The sequence below is a fragment of the Pantoea sp. 1.19 genome (assembly GCF_001922585.1).
Classification (GTDB): Bacteria; Pseudomonadota; Gammaproteobacteria; order Enterobacterales; family Enterobacteriaceae; genus 1-19.
This window is the reverse complement of record NZ_MRBS01000010.1, coordinates 72029-87409: the sequence shown is the minus strand read 5'-3', so window position 1 is coordinate 87409 and position 15381 is coordinate 72029. Positions and strand designations below refer to the sequence as shown.

General features: G+C 57.2%; 14 protein-coding genes and 1 rRNA gene. 3 read left to right on the top strand and 12 right to left on the bottom strand.

Going from position 1 to position 15381, the window contains the following annotated elements:
* The 5 genes from BS626_RS16400 to pepQ all read right to left on the bottom strand — a co-directional run.
* Window positions 1-120, bottom strand: a 16S ribosomal RNA gene (locus BS626_RS16400); the annotation flags it as partial.
* A 388-nt stretch (window positions 121-508) separates the two neighbouring features.
* Complete coding sequence (gene hemG, locus BS626_RS16395) at window positions 509-1051, bottom strand: menaquinone-dependent protoporphyrinogen IX dehydrogenase (RefSeq protein WP_075183456.1); 543 nt, start codon at window positions 1049-1051, stop codon at window positions 509-511.
* 15 nt (window positions 1052-1066) lie between these two features.
* Window positions 1067-2518, bottom strand: a complete 1452-nt coding sequence (gene trkH / locus BS626_RS16390) for a Trk system potassium transporter TrkH (protein WP_139308847.1) — start codon at window positions 2516-2518, stop codon at window positions 1067-1069.
* Between the two features lie 21 nt (window positions 2519-2539).
* Window positions 2540-3160 (bottom strand): IMPACT family protein, encoded by a 621-nt coding sequence (locus BS626_RS16385; RefSeq protein ID WP_075183454.1) that lies wholly within the window; start codon window positions 3158-3160, stop codon window positions 2540-2542.
* Window positions 3157-4488: a Xaa-Pro dipeptidase gene (gene pepQ, locus BS626_RS16380; protein ID WP_075183453.1), complete on the bottom strand. Its 1332-nt coding sequence runs from the start codon at window positions 4486-4488 to the stop codon at window positions 3157-3159. The genes BS626_RS16385 and pepQ overlap by 4 nt, the downstream gene beginning before the upstream one ends.
* 184 nt (window positions 4489-4672) lie before the next feature.
* On the opposite strand from pepQ, the gene fadB reads away from it, so the two are divergent.
* Together fadB and fadA are read left to right on the top strand one after the other, a co-directional pair.
* The gene (fadB, locus tag BS626_RS16375) at window positions 4673-6859 is read left to right on the top strand and encodes a fatty acid oxidation complex subunit alpha FadB (protein ID WP_075183452.1); all 2187 of its coding nucleotides are present in this window, start codon (window positions 4673-4675) and stop codon (window positions 6857-6859) included.
* A gap of 9 nt (window positions 6860-6868) precedes the next feature.
* Window positions 6869-8032 (top strand): acetyl-CoA C-acyltransferase FadA, encoded by a 1164-nt coding sequence (gene fadA, locus BS626_RS16370; protein WP_075183451.1) that lies wholly within the window; start codon window positions 6869-6871, stop codon window positions 8030-8032.
* Between the two features lie 73 nt (window positions 8033-8105).
* Here fadA and fre read toward each other — a convergent pair whose 3' ends face one another.
* Both fre and ubiD read right to left on the bottom strand, forming a co-directional pair.
* Window positions 8106-8807 carry an NAD(P)H-flavin reductase gene (gene fre / locus BS626_RS16365; protein WP_075183450.1) on the bottom strand — a complete coding sequence of 234 codons (702 nt, stop codon included), beginning with the start codon at window positions 8805-8807 and terminating at the stop codon, window positions 8106-8108.
* A gap of 39 nt (window positions 8808-8846) precedes the next feature.
* Window positions 8847-10337, bottom strand: coding sequence for a 4-hydroxy-3-polyprenylbenzoate decarboxylase (gene ubiD, locus BS626_RS16360; protein WP_075183464.1), 1491 nt, complete (start codon window positions 10335-10337; stop codon window positions 8847-8849).
* An 863-nt stretch (window positions 10338-11200) separates the two neighbouring features.
* Between ubiD and rfaH the strand changes: the two genes are divergently transcribed.
* Window positions 11201-11689: a transcription/translation regulatory transformer protein RfaH gene (gene rfaH, locus BS626_RS16355; protein ID WP_075183449.1), complete on the top strand. Its 489-nt coding sequence runs from the start codon at window positions 11201-11203 to the stop codon at window positions 11687-11689.
* 66 nt (window positions 11690-11755) lie between these two features.
* Here the strand turns inward: rfaH and hemB are convergent, their stop codons facing one another.
* The 5 genes from hemB to tatA all read right to left on the bottom strand — a co-directional run bounded on the left by hemB (window position 11756) and on the right by tatA (window position 15362).
* Entirely contained in the window at window positions 11756-12778 is a 1023-nt protein-coding gene (gene hemB, locus BS626_RS16350; protein ID WP_075183448.1) for a porphobilinogen synthase, read from the bottom strand.
* Window positions 12779-12792: 14 nt separating this feature from the next.
* Window positions 12793-13608 (bottom strand): 3'-5' ssDNA/RNA exonuclease TatD, encoded by an 816-nt coding sequence (tatD, locus tag BS626_RS16345; protein ID WP_075183447.1) that lies wholly within the window; start codon window positions 13606-13608, stop codon window positions 12793-12795.
* A gap of 183 nt (window positions 13609-13791) precedes the next feature.
* Entirely contained in the window at window positions 13792-14547 is a 756-nt protein-coding gene (tatC, locus tag BS626_RS16340; RefSeq protein ID WP_075183446.1) for a Sec-independent protein translocase subunit TatC, read from the bottom strand.
* Window positions 14548-14549: 2 nt separating this feature from the next.
* Complete coding sequence (gene tatB / locus BS626_RS16335) at window positions 14550-15104, bottom strand: Sec-independent protein translocase protein TatB (protein WP_075183445.1); 555 nt, start codon at window positions 15102-15104, stop codon at window positions 14550-14552.
* 3 nt (window positions 15105-15107) lie between these two features.
* Window positions 15108-15362: a Sec-independent protein translocase subunit TatA gene (tatA, locus tag BS626_RS16330; RefSeq protein ID WP_075183463.1), complete on the bottom strand. Its 255-nt coding sequence runs from the start codon at window positions 15360-15362 to the stop codon at window positions 15108-15110.
* Window positions 15363-15381: the final 19 nt, after the last annotated feature.

The window sequence follows — 15381 nt, the reverse complement described above, 5'->3', positions numbered from 1 at the left end:
CATTACTCACCCGTCCGCCACTCGTCACCCGAGAGCAAGCTCTCTGTGCTACCGTTCGACTTGCATGTGTTAGGCCTGCCGCCAGCGTTCAATCTGAGCCATGATCAAACTCTTCAATTAAAAAGCTTGATGCTCAAAGAATTAAACTTCGTAATGAATTACGTGTTCACTCTTGAGACTTGATATTTTTGAGCCCGAAGGCTTTTGATATCTGTCCTGTGAGTGCCCACACAGATTGTCTGATAAATTGTTAAAGAGCAGTGAGTTAGGCGCTTTCGCTTGCTAACTCGAGGTGGCGCATATTACGCTTTCCTCCTTCAGAGTCAACCTCTTTTTCAGAAGTTTTTCTCCGGCGGCGCCGGTGAATCCCGGGCCTCTGCACCGCACCCGCCGCGAGGCCGTTGTGCCGTGTCAGTGGTTGCGCATTATAGGGCGTTCGCCGCGGGCCGCAACCCCTTAATTGCAAAAAAACGCCCAACCGCTCTCTTTTTCCACAAACCGCCTCTTTTTAGGACGTTTTGCTGGTTAACTGGGCAAATTCCTGCGCAAAGCGGCTGACCTGGCTCCAGTCGGTGTATTCCACTTCTTTGGTTGTGTCAGTCTCACCGCCGGTCATACGCATGATCAGCTGGATCATAAAGCGGTCAAACCAGCCATAGCGCGGATAGCGCAACGCACCGGCGAAGACCGCACAGGCGTCAGGCTGCCAGGGCGAGTTCAGTAAAAACTTGCGCGTGTAGGCATTGGTCTGCGGCGTGCGCTTCTCCGGCTTGCGCGCAGTAAGATTGACCGAGAAGAATCCACTGTGTCGCGCCTGCAGCGCTGCAAGATGCTGTTTGACAAATTTCAACAGCGCCGGGTCAAAGTGCCCGTAGCGGATCGACGCGCCGATCAATACGCGATCATAACCGGGCCAGCTCATCGCCTCACCGCGCGCAAGATTGATGACATCGCTGTCGATACCGTGCTCTTCGCGTAAAGCGTTAGCAATAAAGGCGGCGATCTCCCGCGTTTGTCCGTCGCGGCTGGAAAAAAGGATTAATGTTTTCACGAAACTCCTGATTGATTATTCGCGCCAGAATGTGGGCGTAAACAGTACTAACAGCGTGAACACCTCGAGACGACCAAACAGCATGGTAACAATCAGTACCCATTTCGCCACATCATTCATCGAAGTGAAGTTATCGGCCACCAGACCCAGCCCCGGCCCGAGATTATTCAGCGTAGCCACCACAGCGGCAAACGCGGAGAAGTCATCAACGCCGGTCGCAATGATCGCCAGCATGCTAATTAAAAACACCAGCGCGTAGGCCGAAAAGAATCCCCACACGGCTTCAAGGATACGCTCATTGAGCGCGCGATGACCCAACTTAATGGTATACACCGCATTCGGATGCACTAACCGCTTAAGTTCGCGGTTCCCCTGCTTAAACAGCAGCAGGATACGAATCACTTTTAATCCCCCTCCGGTCGAACCGGCGCAGCCACCAATAAACGCGGAGCAGAGCAGTAAAATCGGTAAGAACAGCGGCCAGTGGGCAAAACTGTCGGAGGTGAATCCGGCGGTCGTCGCCATGGAGACCACCTGGAAAAAGGTTTGGTCCAGCGTTTGCCAGAAGCTGTCATAGGTATGGTGATACAGTAGAACCAGCATACAAATCAGCACCAGCGCAAACTGCACGCCGATAAACATGCGAAACTCCGGATCGCGCGTGTACACCCGCAGGCTTCGGCCGGTTAACAGCGAAAAGTGCAGCCCGTAGTTACAACCGGAGATCAATAAAAAGATCGCCACAATAGTGTTAATCGCCGGGCTATCGAAAAAACCAAGGCTGGCATCATGCGTTGAAAAGCCGCCGATAGCGATAGTGGAGAAGCTGTGGCCGATGGCATCAAAAAGTGACATGCCTGCCCCCCAGAGCGCGGCCGCGCAGGCAACGGTCAGCAGCACGTAAATCAACCAGAGCGTTTTTGCCGTCTCGGCGATGCGGGGGCGCATCTTATTGTCTTTCAGCGGCCCCGGCATCTCTGCGCGGTACAGCTGCATCCCACCGACGCCAAGAATGGGCAGAATAGCCACCGCCAGTACGATGATTCCCATACCGCCGAACCACTGCAGCATCTGACGATAGAATAGAATCGCTTTCGGCAGTGAGTCGAGTCCGGTCAATACCGTGGCACCGGTGGTGGTCAACCCCGAGAAGGATTCAAAGAATGCATCGGTCACTGACAGATTAGGCTGCTCTGAGAAAATAAAGGGCATTGCCCCCACGCTGCCCAGCACGACCCAGAATAGCACCACAATCAGAAAGCCTTCTCGCGGCTTCAGCTCTCCTTTCTGTTTACGATTGGGCCACCACAGCAAGGCACCGATCAGCAACGCCATCAAAAACGTCTGGCTGAATGCCCGTCCGGCGCCATCACGGTAAATGAGCGCCACCAAACCGGGCACCATCATCGTGCCCGAAAAGAGAATAATTAGCAGACCGACAATACGGGTAATGGGACGCAGCCGCAGCATCTTCCGGTTCCTTATTAATTACACGACATCCAGAGGCTGCAGCTGCAATCCCCCACGACTGCCATCGGCTAACTGGCGGGAAAAGGCCGCAATTTCCGCGTACGGCAGCGCCAGTGTCAGGGTGATTTGCGACTGAAAGTCACTCTCCATTACCTTACCGGCACAGCGCGCGACCAGCCCTTCAACCAGGCTTAACTGCGCATAATCGCAGCACAGCCGAAAATAGCGCATGGGCACCCGCTGAGCGCGAGTGAGCTGCCTCAGCGCCTGCTGTACCCCCCCGCCGTAGGCTTTCACCAGCCCGCCGGTGCCCAGTTGGATACCGCCATAATAGCGAACCACTACCGCGCTGATTTCACCGATTTCGGCACCCTGCAGCTGCGCCAGAATCGGCTTACCGGCGGTGCCTGCCGGCTCACCGTCATCGGAAAATCCCAACTGCTGGGAATCATCGGGCGCACCGGCGACAAAAGCCCAACAGTGATGACGAGCCTGCGGATGCGCCGCTTTGATCGACTGAATCCAGCTGCGCGCCGCATCAACCCCATCGGTATGGGCTAACAGGGTGATAAAGCGACTCTTTTTAATTTCCTCGCTGACGCTCACCGCCGCAGCTGGAATGTCCCAACCGTCACTCATGCCAGATGCAGATCGCGGGTCATATTCTCCACCCGGCCGGCGTGAATCACGACATTATCTTCAATGCGTATGCCGCCAAACGGCTTCAGGCTGTCAATTTTCTGCCAGTTAAAGTGTCGCGCAAAAGCGCCCTCACGCCAGGGCGCCAGCAGCGACTCAATAAAATAGAGCCCGGGCTCAATCGTCATCACCATCCGCGGTGCCATTACCCGGGTGCAGCGCAGCCAGGGATACTGCGCGGGCGCAGCGAGGTGGGTTCCGCTATCATCCTGCATGAATCCACCCACATCGTGCACTTGCAGCCCCAGCGGATGCCCCAGACCATGTGGCATAAACGGCCCGGTCAGGTTCTCTTTCACCATGGCCTCTTCGCTCATGTCCCGCAGCAGATCGTGTTTTTTCAGGATCTTTGCCAGCCGATGATGCATCTGCTCATGGTACTCGGTATAGCGAACCCCGGCTTTTATCGTACCAATCAGCGCCTGCTCCTCAGCCTGCATCGCCTTCACCAGGCTGGCAAACTCACCGTCGCTGTGTGCGGCATACGTTCGGGTAAGATCCGCCGCATAGCCATGGTATTCCGCCCCCGCGTCCAGCAGAAAGCTGCGCTTATCCGCCGGCGGCTGCTGCTCCAGCTCTGTATAATGCAGGATAGCCGCGTGCTCATTGAGCGCGACAATATTGCTGTAGGGCACATCGGTGTCGCGATGACCGGTTGCGGTGAGATAAGCAAGATTGATATCAAACTCGCTCATTCCGGAGCGAAATGCCTCTTTCGCCGCACGGTGCCCGGCGACGGCGATTTTTTGCGCCTCCCGCATGCAAAACAACTCATAATCCGTTTTAAACGCACGGTGATAATCGAGGTAGTTGATCAGGGCCTGAGGATTTACATTACCTGCGGGGATATCCAGCTGCGCGGCACGCGATGCGGATGGGCCAATGTAGGCCACACGCTGACGCTGGGCCGGCAGTTGTGCCATCAAATCGGCCACATCGCGCAGTGCGACCACCTCTACCGCTTCGGTCCAAAAACTTTTCGGCAGCGGCGTCACTTTGTGCCAGTAATCATTCGGCGACCAAAACCACAGCTTCGGCTTGTTAATGCCGTCAATCCACAGCCAGCAGTTCGGTACCTGCGTGACCGGTACCCACGCTTTAAATTGCGGATTAACCTTAAAGGGATAGTGGTGGTCATCCATAAATACCGTCATCAGCTCGCCGGAATGAATCAGCATCGCATCAAGCTGTGCTCGCCCCAGCGCCTGCTGTGCCCGTTGTTGCAGCGTAGCAAGGTGAGACTGAAATAACGAAACCAGCGAATCCATAACTCCACTCCTCAGTCGAAATCGATTTAGCGCATCTTAGCACAGGCGCAGGCGGGCTGCCGATCCGCCTCCGCTGTGATCCCGTTTGCATTTCAGTAACGTCTCATTTGCAAATAGATCACATTGCTCCCACACTCCTGATTATCTGGTAAGACCAGTTACCCCCGCATCTCAGGAGACAGACATGCTCTACCAAGGCGATAACCTTTCTCTGGACTGGCTAAGCGACGGTATCGCTGAGCTCACTTTCAACGCCGCAGGTTCGGTCAACAAGCTTGATACCGCCACTGTTGCCGCACTCGGCGAAGCCGTTGCGGTGCTGGAACGTCAGACCGATCTGCGCGGCGTGCTGCTGAGCTCGCGCAAACCCGCCTTTATTGTGGGCGCAGACATTACCGAGTTTTTATCCCTGTTTGCGGCACCGCAAGCACAGCTGACGGCGTGGCTGCAGTTTGCTAACCGGATCTTCAATCGCCTTGAGGACCTGCCGGTGCCGACGGTGTCCGCCGTGAACGGCTACGCGCTTGGCGGCGGTTGCGAATGCATACTGGCCACGGATTACCGTATCGCCTCGCCGGACGCGCGAATGGGGCTGCCTGAAACCAAACTTGGCATTATGCCGGGGTTTGGCGGCTCTGTTCGCTTGCCGCGCCTGCTGGGCTGTGACAGCGCGCTGGAAATTATTGCGGCGGGGAAGGATATCGATGCCGCACGCGCACTGGCGATCGGCCTGGTGGATGCCGTGGTGGAGAACGATGGGCTGCGCACTGGCGCGCTGCGCCTGCTGCAACAGGCGATAGATGGCAAACTCGACTGGCGCGCCAAACGTCAACGTAAGCTGCAGCCGCTAAAGCTGAATAAAATTGAAGCGGCGATGAGCTTCACCACCGCCAAAGCGATGGTGATGCAAACGGCAGGGAAACATTATCCTGCTCCCGTTACCGCAGTAAACGCCATTGAGGCCGCCGCCGGTCTGGGCCGCGATGATGCTCTGGCGCTGGAAACGGCCGCGTTTGTGCCACTGGCCCACTCTGATGTGGCCCGCGCGCTGGTTGGCATTTTCCTCAATGATCAGGCGGTGAAAAGCAAAGCGAAAAAAGTCGCTCAGACGGTCGATGCGCCTAAGCAGGCGGCGGTGCTGGGTGCCGGTATCATGGGGGGAGGGATCGCCTATCAGTCTGCGGTGAAAGGGGTGCCAGTACTGATGAAAGACATCAGTGAGAAAGCCCTGATGCTAGGCGTACAGGAGGCGGCCGGGCTGTTAAATAAGCAAGTTACGCGCGGCAAACTGGATACCCTGAAGATGGCTACGGTGTTAAGCGCCATTCAGCCCACGTTGGACTACGCCGGATTCGAGCGGGCCGATGTGGTGGTCGAAGCCGTAGTGGAAAATCCGAAAGTTAAAAGCAGCGTTCTGGCCGAAACCGAAGGTTACCTGCGCTCCGATGCCATCCTCGCCTCCAATACCTCCACCATTCCGATTAGCTGGCTGGCGCAATCGCTGACGCGACCGGAGAACTTTTGCGGCATGCACTTCTTTAATCCGGTGCCGCGTATGCCACTGGTAGAAGTGATCCGCGGCGAGAAGACTGCAGACGCGACCATTGCCAAAGTGGTGGCATGGGCCAGTCAGATGGGGAAAACACCGATCGTGGTGCGCGACTGTCCGGGCTTTTTCGTCAATCGCGTACTGTTTCCCTATTTTGCCGCCTTCAGCCAGCTGCTGCACGATGGGGCGGATTTCCGCCAGATCGATAAGGTGATGGAGAAACAGTTTGGCTGGCCGATGGGACCGGCTCAGCTGCTGGACGTGGTGGGTATTGATACGGCTCACCATGCACAAAGCGTCATGGCCGACGGCTATCCCGAGCGCATGAAAAAAACGTTCCGCGACGCCATTGATGTGCTGTACGACGCCGGGCGCTACGGTCAAAAAAATCAGCGTGGCTTCTGGCGTTGGGAAAAAGACCGCAAAGGCAAAGCCAGTAAAACTGCCGACGGCGAGATCGATGGCCTGCTGGCCGCGGTCAGCGCTCCCCGCAGGGTATTTACCGACCAGGAAATTATCGATCGCATGATGATCCCAATGGTCAACGAGGTGATCCGCTGCCTGGAAGAGCAGATCATTGATACCCCGGCCGAAGCCGATATGGCACTGGTGTATGGACTCGGTTTCCCACCGTTCCGCGGCGGCGTGTTCCGCTGGCTGGATACGCAGGGTAGCACCGCATTTGCCGCCCGCGCCGCCGGTTATCGCGATCTGGGTCCGCTGTATACGCTGCCAGCGTCACTGCATACCCGCGCAGAAAGCGGTGAAAGCTGGTATCCCGCCGTTGCGGCGATTGCTGAACATAAATTGAAAACGGCGTAAGGAGCCATTATGGAAAACGTAGTGATTGTTGATGCCATCCGTACGCCTATGGGCCGTTCTAAAGGCGGTGCGTTCCGTCATGTCCGTGCGGAAGATCTCTCTGCACACGTGATGCGTACTCTGCTGAATCGTAATCCGTCGCTGCAAGAATCAGCGCTGGATGATATTTACTGGGGCTGCGTGCAGCAGACGCTGGAGCAGGGATTTAATATCGCCCGCAATGCGGCACTGCTGGCCGAGATCCCCCATACCGTCCCGGCGACTACCGTAAACCGCCTGTGTGGTTCGTCAATGCAGGCGCTGCACGATGCCGCCCGCACCATTATGACCGGTGACGCCCATGCCTGCCTGATTGGCGGCGTTGAGCATATGGGACACGTGCCGATGAGTCACGGCGTTGACTTTCATCCGGGGCTGGGCCGCACGGTGGCCAAAGCCGCCGGGATGATGGGGCTGACCGCCGAGATGCTGGCGCGGATGCACGGTATCAGCCGCGCGCAGCAGGATGCCTTTGCTGCCCGTTCTCACCAGCGCGCCTGGGCGGCCACTCAGGCCGGCCACTTCCGTGATGAAATCGCCCCGATTGCCGGTCACGATAGCGAGGGTGTACTGACCCGCATTGAGATTGATGAAGTTATCCGTCCGGAGACCACGGTGGAGAGTCTCGCCACGCTGCGCCCGGCATTTGATCCCGCTCAGGGGACGGTTACGGCGGGCAGTTCTTCGGCGCTGTCTGACGGAGCGGCGGCGATGCTGGTGATGAGCGAATCCCGCGCGCGCGCGCTGGGACTGACGCCGCTTGCACGCATTCGCGCGATGGCCGTTGCCGGTTGCGATCCGTCCATCATGGGATACGGTCCGGTCCCGGCAACCCGACTGGCCCTGCAGCGTGCGGGTTTAACGGTTAACGATATTCAGCTGTTCGAGCTGAATGAAGCCTTTGCCGCACAAACGTTGCCCTGCATTAAAGACCTTGGTCTGCTGGACCAGCTCGATGAGAAGGTCAATCTGAATGGCGGTGCAATCGCGCTGGGCCACCCGCTGGGATGCTCGGGGGCGCGCATCAGTACTACCCTGCTCAAGCTGATGGCGCGTCAGGATGCGCACTTTGGCGTGGCCACGATGTGCATAGGCCTCGGACAGGGGATCGCCACGGTCTTTGAGCGGGTGTAATCCATACATTGAAGTAGAAGACGACATGGTAAGTAACCCGCCCCCTTTGGGGCGGGCGTCAGCACGGAGCGAATCAGATAAAGGCAAACGCATCACCAAACATGCGGGATGCTTCTGCACCGCGCTCCGCCACAAAGCGCTCGCGGGCAATTTTTGCCATTTCAAAACGTCCGGCAATATAGATATCGTGGCCGGCAAGGGAAGCATAATCCTGTAATACGGCGGTTAACACCGTGCCGGTCCGCCCCTGCCACCCCTCTTCCGGCTGCTCGACCACCGGATGGATCTTCAGGTTGGGGTGCCGAACGGCCAGCGCCTCCAGCTCTTCCAGATCGTAAAGATGCTTCAGCTCGCGCCCACCCCAGTAAAGGGCGATGTCGCGATGCGGCTGCTGCGCCAGCGCGGTCAGCAGGATTGAGCGCACATAGGAGAAGCCGGTACCGCCGGCAATCAGCACCAGCGGCTCGCTGTTTTCTTCGCGAAACCAGGCATCACCGTGCGGAATATCGACGGTGATTTCGCGCTGCTGTTGAATCCGCTCCATGACCGCCATCGCATAGAGGTTAAGATCAGAGGCACCAATATGCAGCTCAATAATATCCGGTTCCATCGGCGTTGAAGCCAGTGAAAACGGCCGCTTATCGCGTTCATCCATTACCACCATCAGATACTGACCAGCGCGAAACTGAAAATCGGCTGCCGGCACCAGGCGTACGCGGTACACGGTATCAGTAATGGCCTCCACGGAGGTGACTTTACAGCTTAATGTTGTCATGCGTTCCCTCTGTCGGGTCGTCTTATGTCATCGCCCAGCTTAACTTCTGCGCGGCGTTTGGTCAGTAAAAATGGCCAGCTCATCCCACAGAGCATCAACGCGGGCGACCACATCCGGATCTTTCTTGATCGGCCGTCCCCATTCACGCTGCGTTTCACCCTGCCATTTATTGGTCGCATCCAGCCCCATTTTCGACCCCAGCCCGGAAACCGGGGAAGCAAAATCGAGGTAATCGATGGGGGTATTTTCAACCATCACCGTATCACGTGCCGGATCCATACGGGTGGTGATTGCCCAGATCACGTCATTCCAGTCCCGGGCATTCACATCGTCATCACAGACAATAACAAATTTGGTGTACATAAACTGCCGCAGAAATGACCAGACGCCCATCATCACGCGCTTGGCGTGGCCGGGATACTGTTTCTTAATGGTCACCACCGCCAGGCGATAAGAGCATCCCTCAGGCGGGAGATAGAAATCAACGATTTCCGGAAACTGCTTTTGCAGGATCGGCACGAACACTTCGTTCAGCGCGACGCCCAGCACCGCCGGCTCATCGGGTGGACGTCCGGTATAGGTCGAGTGATACAGCGCATCACGCCGCTGAGTCACGTGGGTGACAGTGAACACCGGGAAGTGGTCAATTTCATTATAGTAACCGGTATGATCGCCGTAGGGCCCCTCCGGTGCCAGCTCTCCGGGCTCGATATATCCCTCCAGCACGATTTCAGCGCTGGCCGGCACTTCCAGATCGCTCGCCAGACATTTTACCACTTCGGTTTTATGGCCGCGCAGCAATCCGGCAAAAGCATACTCTGACAGCGAGTCCGGCACCGGCGTCACCGCGCCGAGGATGGTCGCCGGATCGGCACCGAGCGCCACCGCCACCGGAAAACGCTCGCCCGGATGCTTCTGGCACCACTCCTGAAAATCCAGCGCGCCGCCGCGATGCGACAGCCAGCGCATGATCACCTTATTTTTGCCGATCACCTGCTGGCGATAGATCCCCAGGTTCTGCCGTTCTTTATCCGGCCCGCGGGTCACAGTGAGTCCCCAGGTTATCAGCGGTGCCGCATCTTCTGGCCAGCACTTCATTACCGGGATACGTGACAAATCCACTTCGTCACCCTGCCATACCTGCTCCTGACAAGGCGCTGAACGCAGCCGCTTCGTCGGCATGTTCAGTACCTGCTTAAACTGCGGCATCTTATCGAACAGATCGCGGAAACCGCGCGGTGGTTCCGGCTCTTTGAGGAAAGCCAGCAGCTTGCCAACGTCACGCAGTGCGCTGACTTCCTGTTGCCCCATGCCCAGCGCGACGCGCTTTGGGGTACCAAACAGGTTGCACAACACCGGCATTTGGTAGCCTTTGGGATTCTCGAACAGCAGTGCCGGACCGCCGGCCCGTAGCGTCCGGTCGGCAATCTCCGTCATCTCCAGGCAGGGATCAATGGGCTGAGTTATACGCTTGAGTTCACCGAGTGCCTCAAGTTGAGTGATAAAGTCACGTAAATCGCGGTATTTCATACGGATCATCAACACGGCCAGAAAGAGAAACATTATAGGGCGGTTTGACGGATGAGGATATGCCTGAGGATAAATCAGCCGAATGGCAGCGCGACTTGCCTGGCACTCCCTGCTTTTTACTCCCGTTCAGAAGATAATCCCCTCCTCCGCCGCCGAGACGGGCCTAACCTGTGAGAAAATCTGTTATATCCGGATTATTACCACATCTCTCCCTGCGTAACCCCCTGCAATGATCCAGCTTATCCCCGGACGGCGTAAAGAGTACGGCGGACGTTACGCGATAATCCGGCTCATAGCCTATCCCCAGCGGCCAGGCCGCCATCCTGCTCTCTGCGCCAGACCTTTTTACACGACCTGCTAACAGACCGCTCATCCCCGGTCGTTTCGCTATGCGCTGGGAATAAACATTTTTCGCCGCACGGCGTCAGACAGCATCAGCCCGGTCAAAGAGACCTTTTCATCTATTACCGCATCCCGGCAAAAAAATACAACGCCAGGGCGGCACGCCGCGTGTTTTCAGTACCTCCGGCGCACGATCCGGATCATTCCACTCACCGACAACCACAGGCAGATCAGGCGAACTGATCAGGAGATAAAGCGGTAGATTATCCCGTCCATGTTCTGCATCACGGCGAAGGTGACCAGCGGCTTTGGCGTAAAACGCTCACATATCACACCGCCGGTATCGCTTTATAAGCAGCGGCATCGGCCAACGATGTCTCGTGGCAGGCGGTCAGGATCGCTAACGCGAGTGAGATGTGAAATGGCGATGCCGCTATGTAGCAGAGATTTCGCCGCTTTGATATGCTGACTTTTTGCAAGGGCGAGTCGGTAAACGCCCACACTCCCGGAAATGATAAGAGATGGAAGCCTGGTATCTACTGTACTGCAAACGCGGTCAAATACAGCGCGCAAGCGAGCACCTCGAGCGTCAGGCGGTTGACTGCCTGAGCCCGACGATCGCGATAGAAAAAATGGTGCGCGGTAAACGCTTAACCGTCAGTGAGCCGCTGTTTCCCAATTATCTGTTTGTTCGGTTCGATCCGGAAGCGATCCACACCACGACCATCAGCGCGACCCGCGGCGTCAGCCACTTTGTTCGCTTTGGGCATTTGCCGGCCACGGTGCCCGAAGACGTCATCAGCGCGCTGCGCAGTGAGGTATTCGCCTCCCTGACCGACCCGGAGGTCCCGCAACCGGGTGATACCGTGATGATTACCGAGGGAACGTTTGAGGGCCTGCAGGCGATATTTACTGAACCCGATGGGGAAGCCCGCTCAATGCTGCTGCTCAACCTGTTGAATAAACCGGTGGTGCGCAGCATCGATAACCGCCAGTTTACCCGCCTGTAAAACGGCGCCGTTGTCCGACCGGGCGAAGCCGCGCGCACTTTCGCGCGTTCCGCCCTACCGGTTCGGTTAGCGGCTCATCTTCTCATCATGTAGCCACTGCGCAACCTGCTTGGAAAAATACGTCAGGATGCCATTCGCACCGGCGCGCTTGAAGCACAGCAGGGATTCCATGACCGCCGGTTTTTCTGCCAGCCAGCCGTTCTGAATGGCCGCCATGTGCATCGCATACTCGCCGGACACCTGGTAGGCAAACGTCGGCACGCCAAAGGTATCTTTCACCCGGCGAATAACGTCGAGATACGGCATTCCGGGCTTGACCATCACCATATCAGCCCCTTCCTGCAGATCCTGGGCAATTTCCTGCAGCGCTTCATCACTGTTGGCCGGGTCCATCTGATAGGTCATTTTGTTGCCGCTTTTTAAATTACCGGCTGAACCGATAGCATCGCGGAACGGGCCATAGTAGCAGGAGGCATATTTTGCCGAGTAGGCCATGATCTGCGTGTTGACCAGATTCTCCTGCTCGAGGCGATCGCGAATAGCGCCGATGCGTCCATCCATCATGTCGCTGGGCGCAATGATCTCCGCCCCGGCTTCAGCATGGGAGAGAGCCTGGCGGACCAGAATCTCTTTGGTGATATCGTTAATCACATAGCCATCCTGATCAATCACGCCGTCCTGACCGTGGGTGGTATAGGGATCCAGCGCAACGTCGGTCAGCAGCCCCAGTTCTGGCACGGCGTCTTTCAGCGCCCGCACCGCGCGCTGCACCAGACCGTCCGGATTCCAGGCCTCTTCGGCATGCAGCGATTTTTTATCGCTTTCGATCACCGGAAACAGTGACAGTACCGGCACGCCGAGCTTAGCCAGCGCTTCCGCCTCTTTGAGCAGTACATCAATCGTCATACGATTAACGCCCGGCATGGAGGGCACCGCCTGCTGCTGCTGACTCCCCTCCATCACGAAAACCGGATAGATCAGATCATTCACCGTCAGCTGATGCTCTGCGACCAGACGGCGGCTGAAATCATGACGGCGCACGCGGCGCAGACGACGGCCGGGAAATGCGCCCGGGAATGTATAGCTCATGGTCAATCTCCTGGTTAGGGTGCCAGGTCGCAGTGCTCCGCGCCTGGCGCGCTCAGCCGAAACAGACGGCGAGCATTGTCATCCGTTTTCTGCGCCAGCCAGTGCGGGTCCTCGCCTCGCCAGAGGGCGACCTGCTGCACGATGTGCGGCAGAAAACAGGGTTCGTTACGACGGGAAGGCGGTCGTGGCCGCATATCCCGGGGCAACAGATAAGGGGCATCGGTTTCCAGCAATAGCCGATCGGCAGGGATCAGCGGCAGTAACTCACGCAGCGCAAATCCGCGCCGCTCATCGCACACCCAGCCGGTAATGCCGATCGACAGCCCCGCGGCCAGGCAGGCTTCCAGCTCTTCGCGAGTACCGGTAAAACAGTGCAGCACGGCGCCCGACAGAGCCTCCAGCCACGGCGTCAGAAGGGCCATAAACCGATCGTGGGCGTCGCGGCAATGCAAAAATACCGGCGCACCGCACTCGGCCGCCAGCTTCAACTGCGCGTTAAAAGCCCACGCCTGCTGCTCAGGCGGCGAAATATTGCGATTAAAATCCAGGCCGCATTCGCCAATTGCCACCACTTCCGGACGGGCAATCAGCCGGCGTAGCGTGGCTTCGGTGTCCGCTGACCATTCACTGGCATAGTGCGGATGGACTCCGGCCGTTGACCAGCAGTATCCCGCCTGCTCCTCGGCCAGACTGCGGGCCTGCTGGCTCTCCAGTGCGCTGGTGCCGGTTATTAACAGGCCGCTCAGTCCGGCATCTTTTGCCCGCCGGACGACCTGTTTTCGGTCTTTAGCAAATTGGGTACTTGTCAGGTTTACGCCGATATCAAACATGCTTCTTTCCAAACGATAACCGCCCCTGCGGGCGGTTTATGGTGGTGTCTCGCGAGAAATCGCGAGCAGGGAACGGTTTAGTGAGCGTTGCGCAGTATCGCCCGCACCTGACTACCTAATACCATAACCCGTTACCACTTTGCTTCCGTTGGCATACAGATTCAGAGCATTCCCGACCCTCTCCTACTCTTCCTGCCGATCGGGATCCGGCGATGCACGTCGCTGGCCTACGTAGAAGCGCGAGAAGAAGATCCCCACTTCGAACAGGCAGTACATGGGGATCGCCAGCAGGGTTTGCGAGAAGACATCGGGCGGAGTTAACAGCATCCCCACCACGAAGGCACCGACCAGCACGTAGGGACGTTTCTTACGCAGATCGTCCGGGTTGGTAATCCCAGTCCAGCAGAGCAGCACTATCGCGACCGGGACTTCAAAGGAGACGCCAAAGGCCATAAACAGCGCCATGACGAAGTCGAGATAGTTATTAATATCGGTGGCAATCAACACACCCTGCGGCGCCGTTTTAGCAAAAAAACCAAACGCCAGCGGAAAGACGATGAAATAGGCAAACGCCATGCCGATATAAAACAGCAGCGAACTGGAGATCAACAGCGGCACCACTAACCGACGCTCATGGCGATACAGCGCCGGCGCAACAAAAGCCCACACCTGATACAAAATCACTGGCACGGCAACAAACACCGAGACAATCATCGTCAGCTTGATCGGCGTGAAGAACGGCGAAGCCACGTCGGTGGCGATCATACTCGCCCCAACCGGCAGCTGCTTAATCAGCGGTGCGGAAATCAGTTGATAGATGTCGTTAGCGAAATACACCAGACAGGCGAATATTGCGACCACGGCAATGATGCAATGCAGCAGGCGCTTGCGCAGCTCAATCAGATGGCTGATGAGCGGTTGGGTATCTTCAACAGCCATGATTAGGTCTTATCACTGGTAGAGGAGGGAACGGGAACCACGTCTGTCGCCGCACTATCCCGCGGCGGGAGCGGGGAGGTCGGCGCGGCATCCACGCGAGATTCTGCTGGCTGAGTACGCACCTGCACCGCATCCGGCACCTGAGCGGAGGCAGAGGACTGCCGATCGGCCCTGGCCGGCGTCACACTGGTCTGAGCCGCGGATGACGCCTCCGGCTGCGGGTGATGTAGGGTGTGAGCCTCATCATCCGCTTTTTCATCGTCGCTACGGTAGCCGCGCTTCAGTTCATCCGCTGCACTTTTCAGCTCATCCATCGACGCCTTCAGCTCAGGCGAGAGCGACGCTTTGCTCGCCTGCTCCACTTTGCGCAGGCTGTCCTGCAACTCTTGCAGCTTAAGCTCTTGCGACAGCTCGTGCTGCACCGACGACGCCAGAGAACGCATCGCACGGATCCAGCCCATGACGGTTTTGACCGCGACGGGCAGACGCTGCGGCCCCAACACCACCAAACCAATGATAAACACCAGCAGCAGTTCACTAAATCCAATATCGAACACGGTTTACACCTGCTCTTTGTTGCTCTTTGCGTCGTCTTTTTTCACGTCGCTGTGCTGCGTATCCGCCAGCGTTTTCGTTTGAAAATCAGCGTCATCCTGCGCAGATTTCTCTTTTGTCTCATCGTCGCTCATCGCTTTTTTAAAGCCCTTGATGGATGAACCGAGATCCGATCCGAGCGTGCGCAGCTTATTGGTACCAAACAGGAGAACAACGATCACGGCAATGATTAACAGTTGCCAAATACTGATACCGCCCATGGTTTCGCCTCTAAAATAG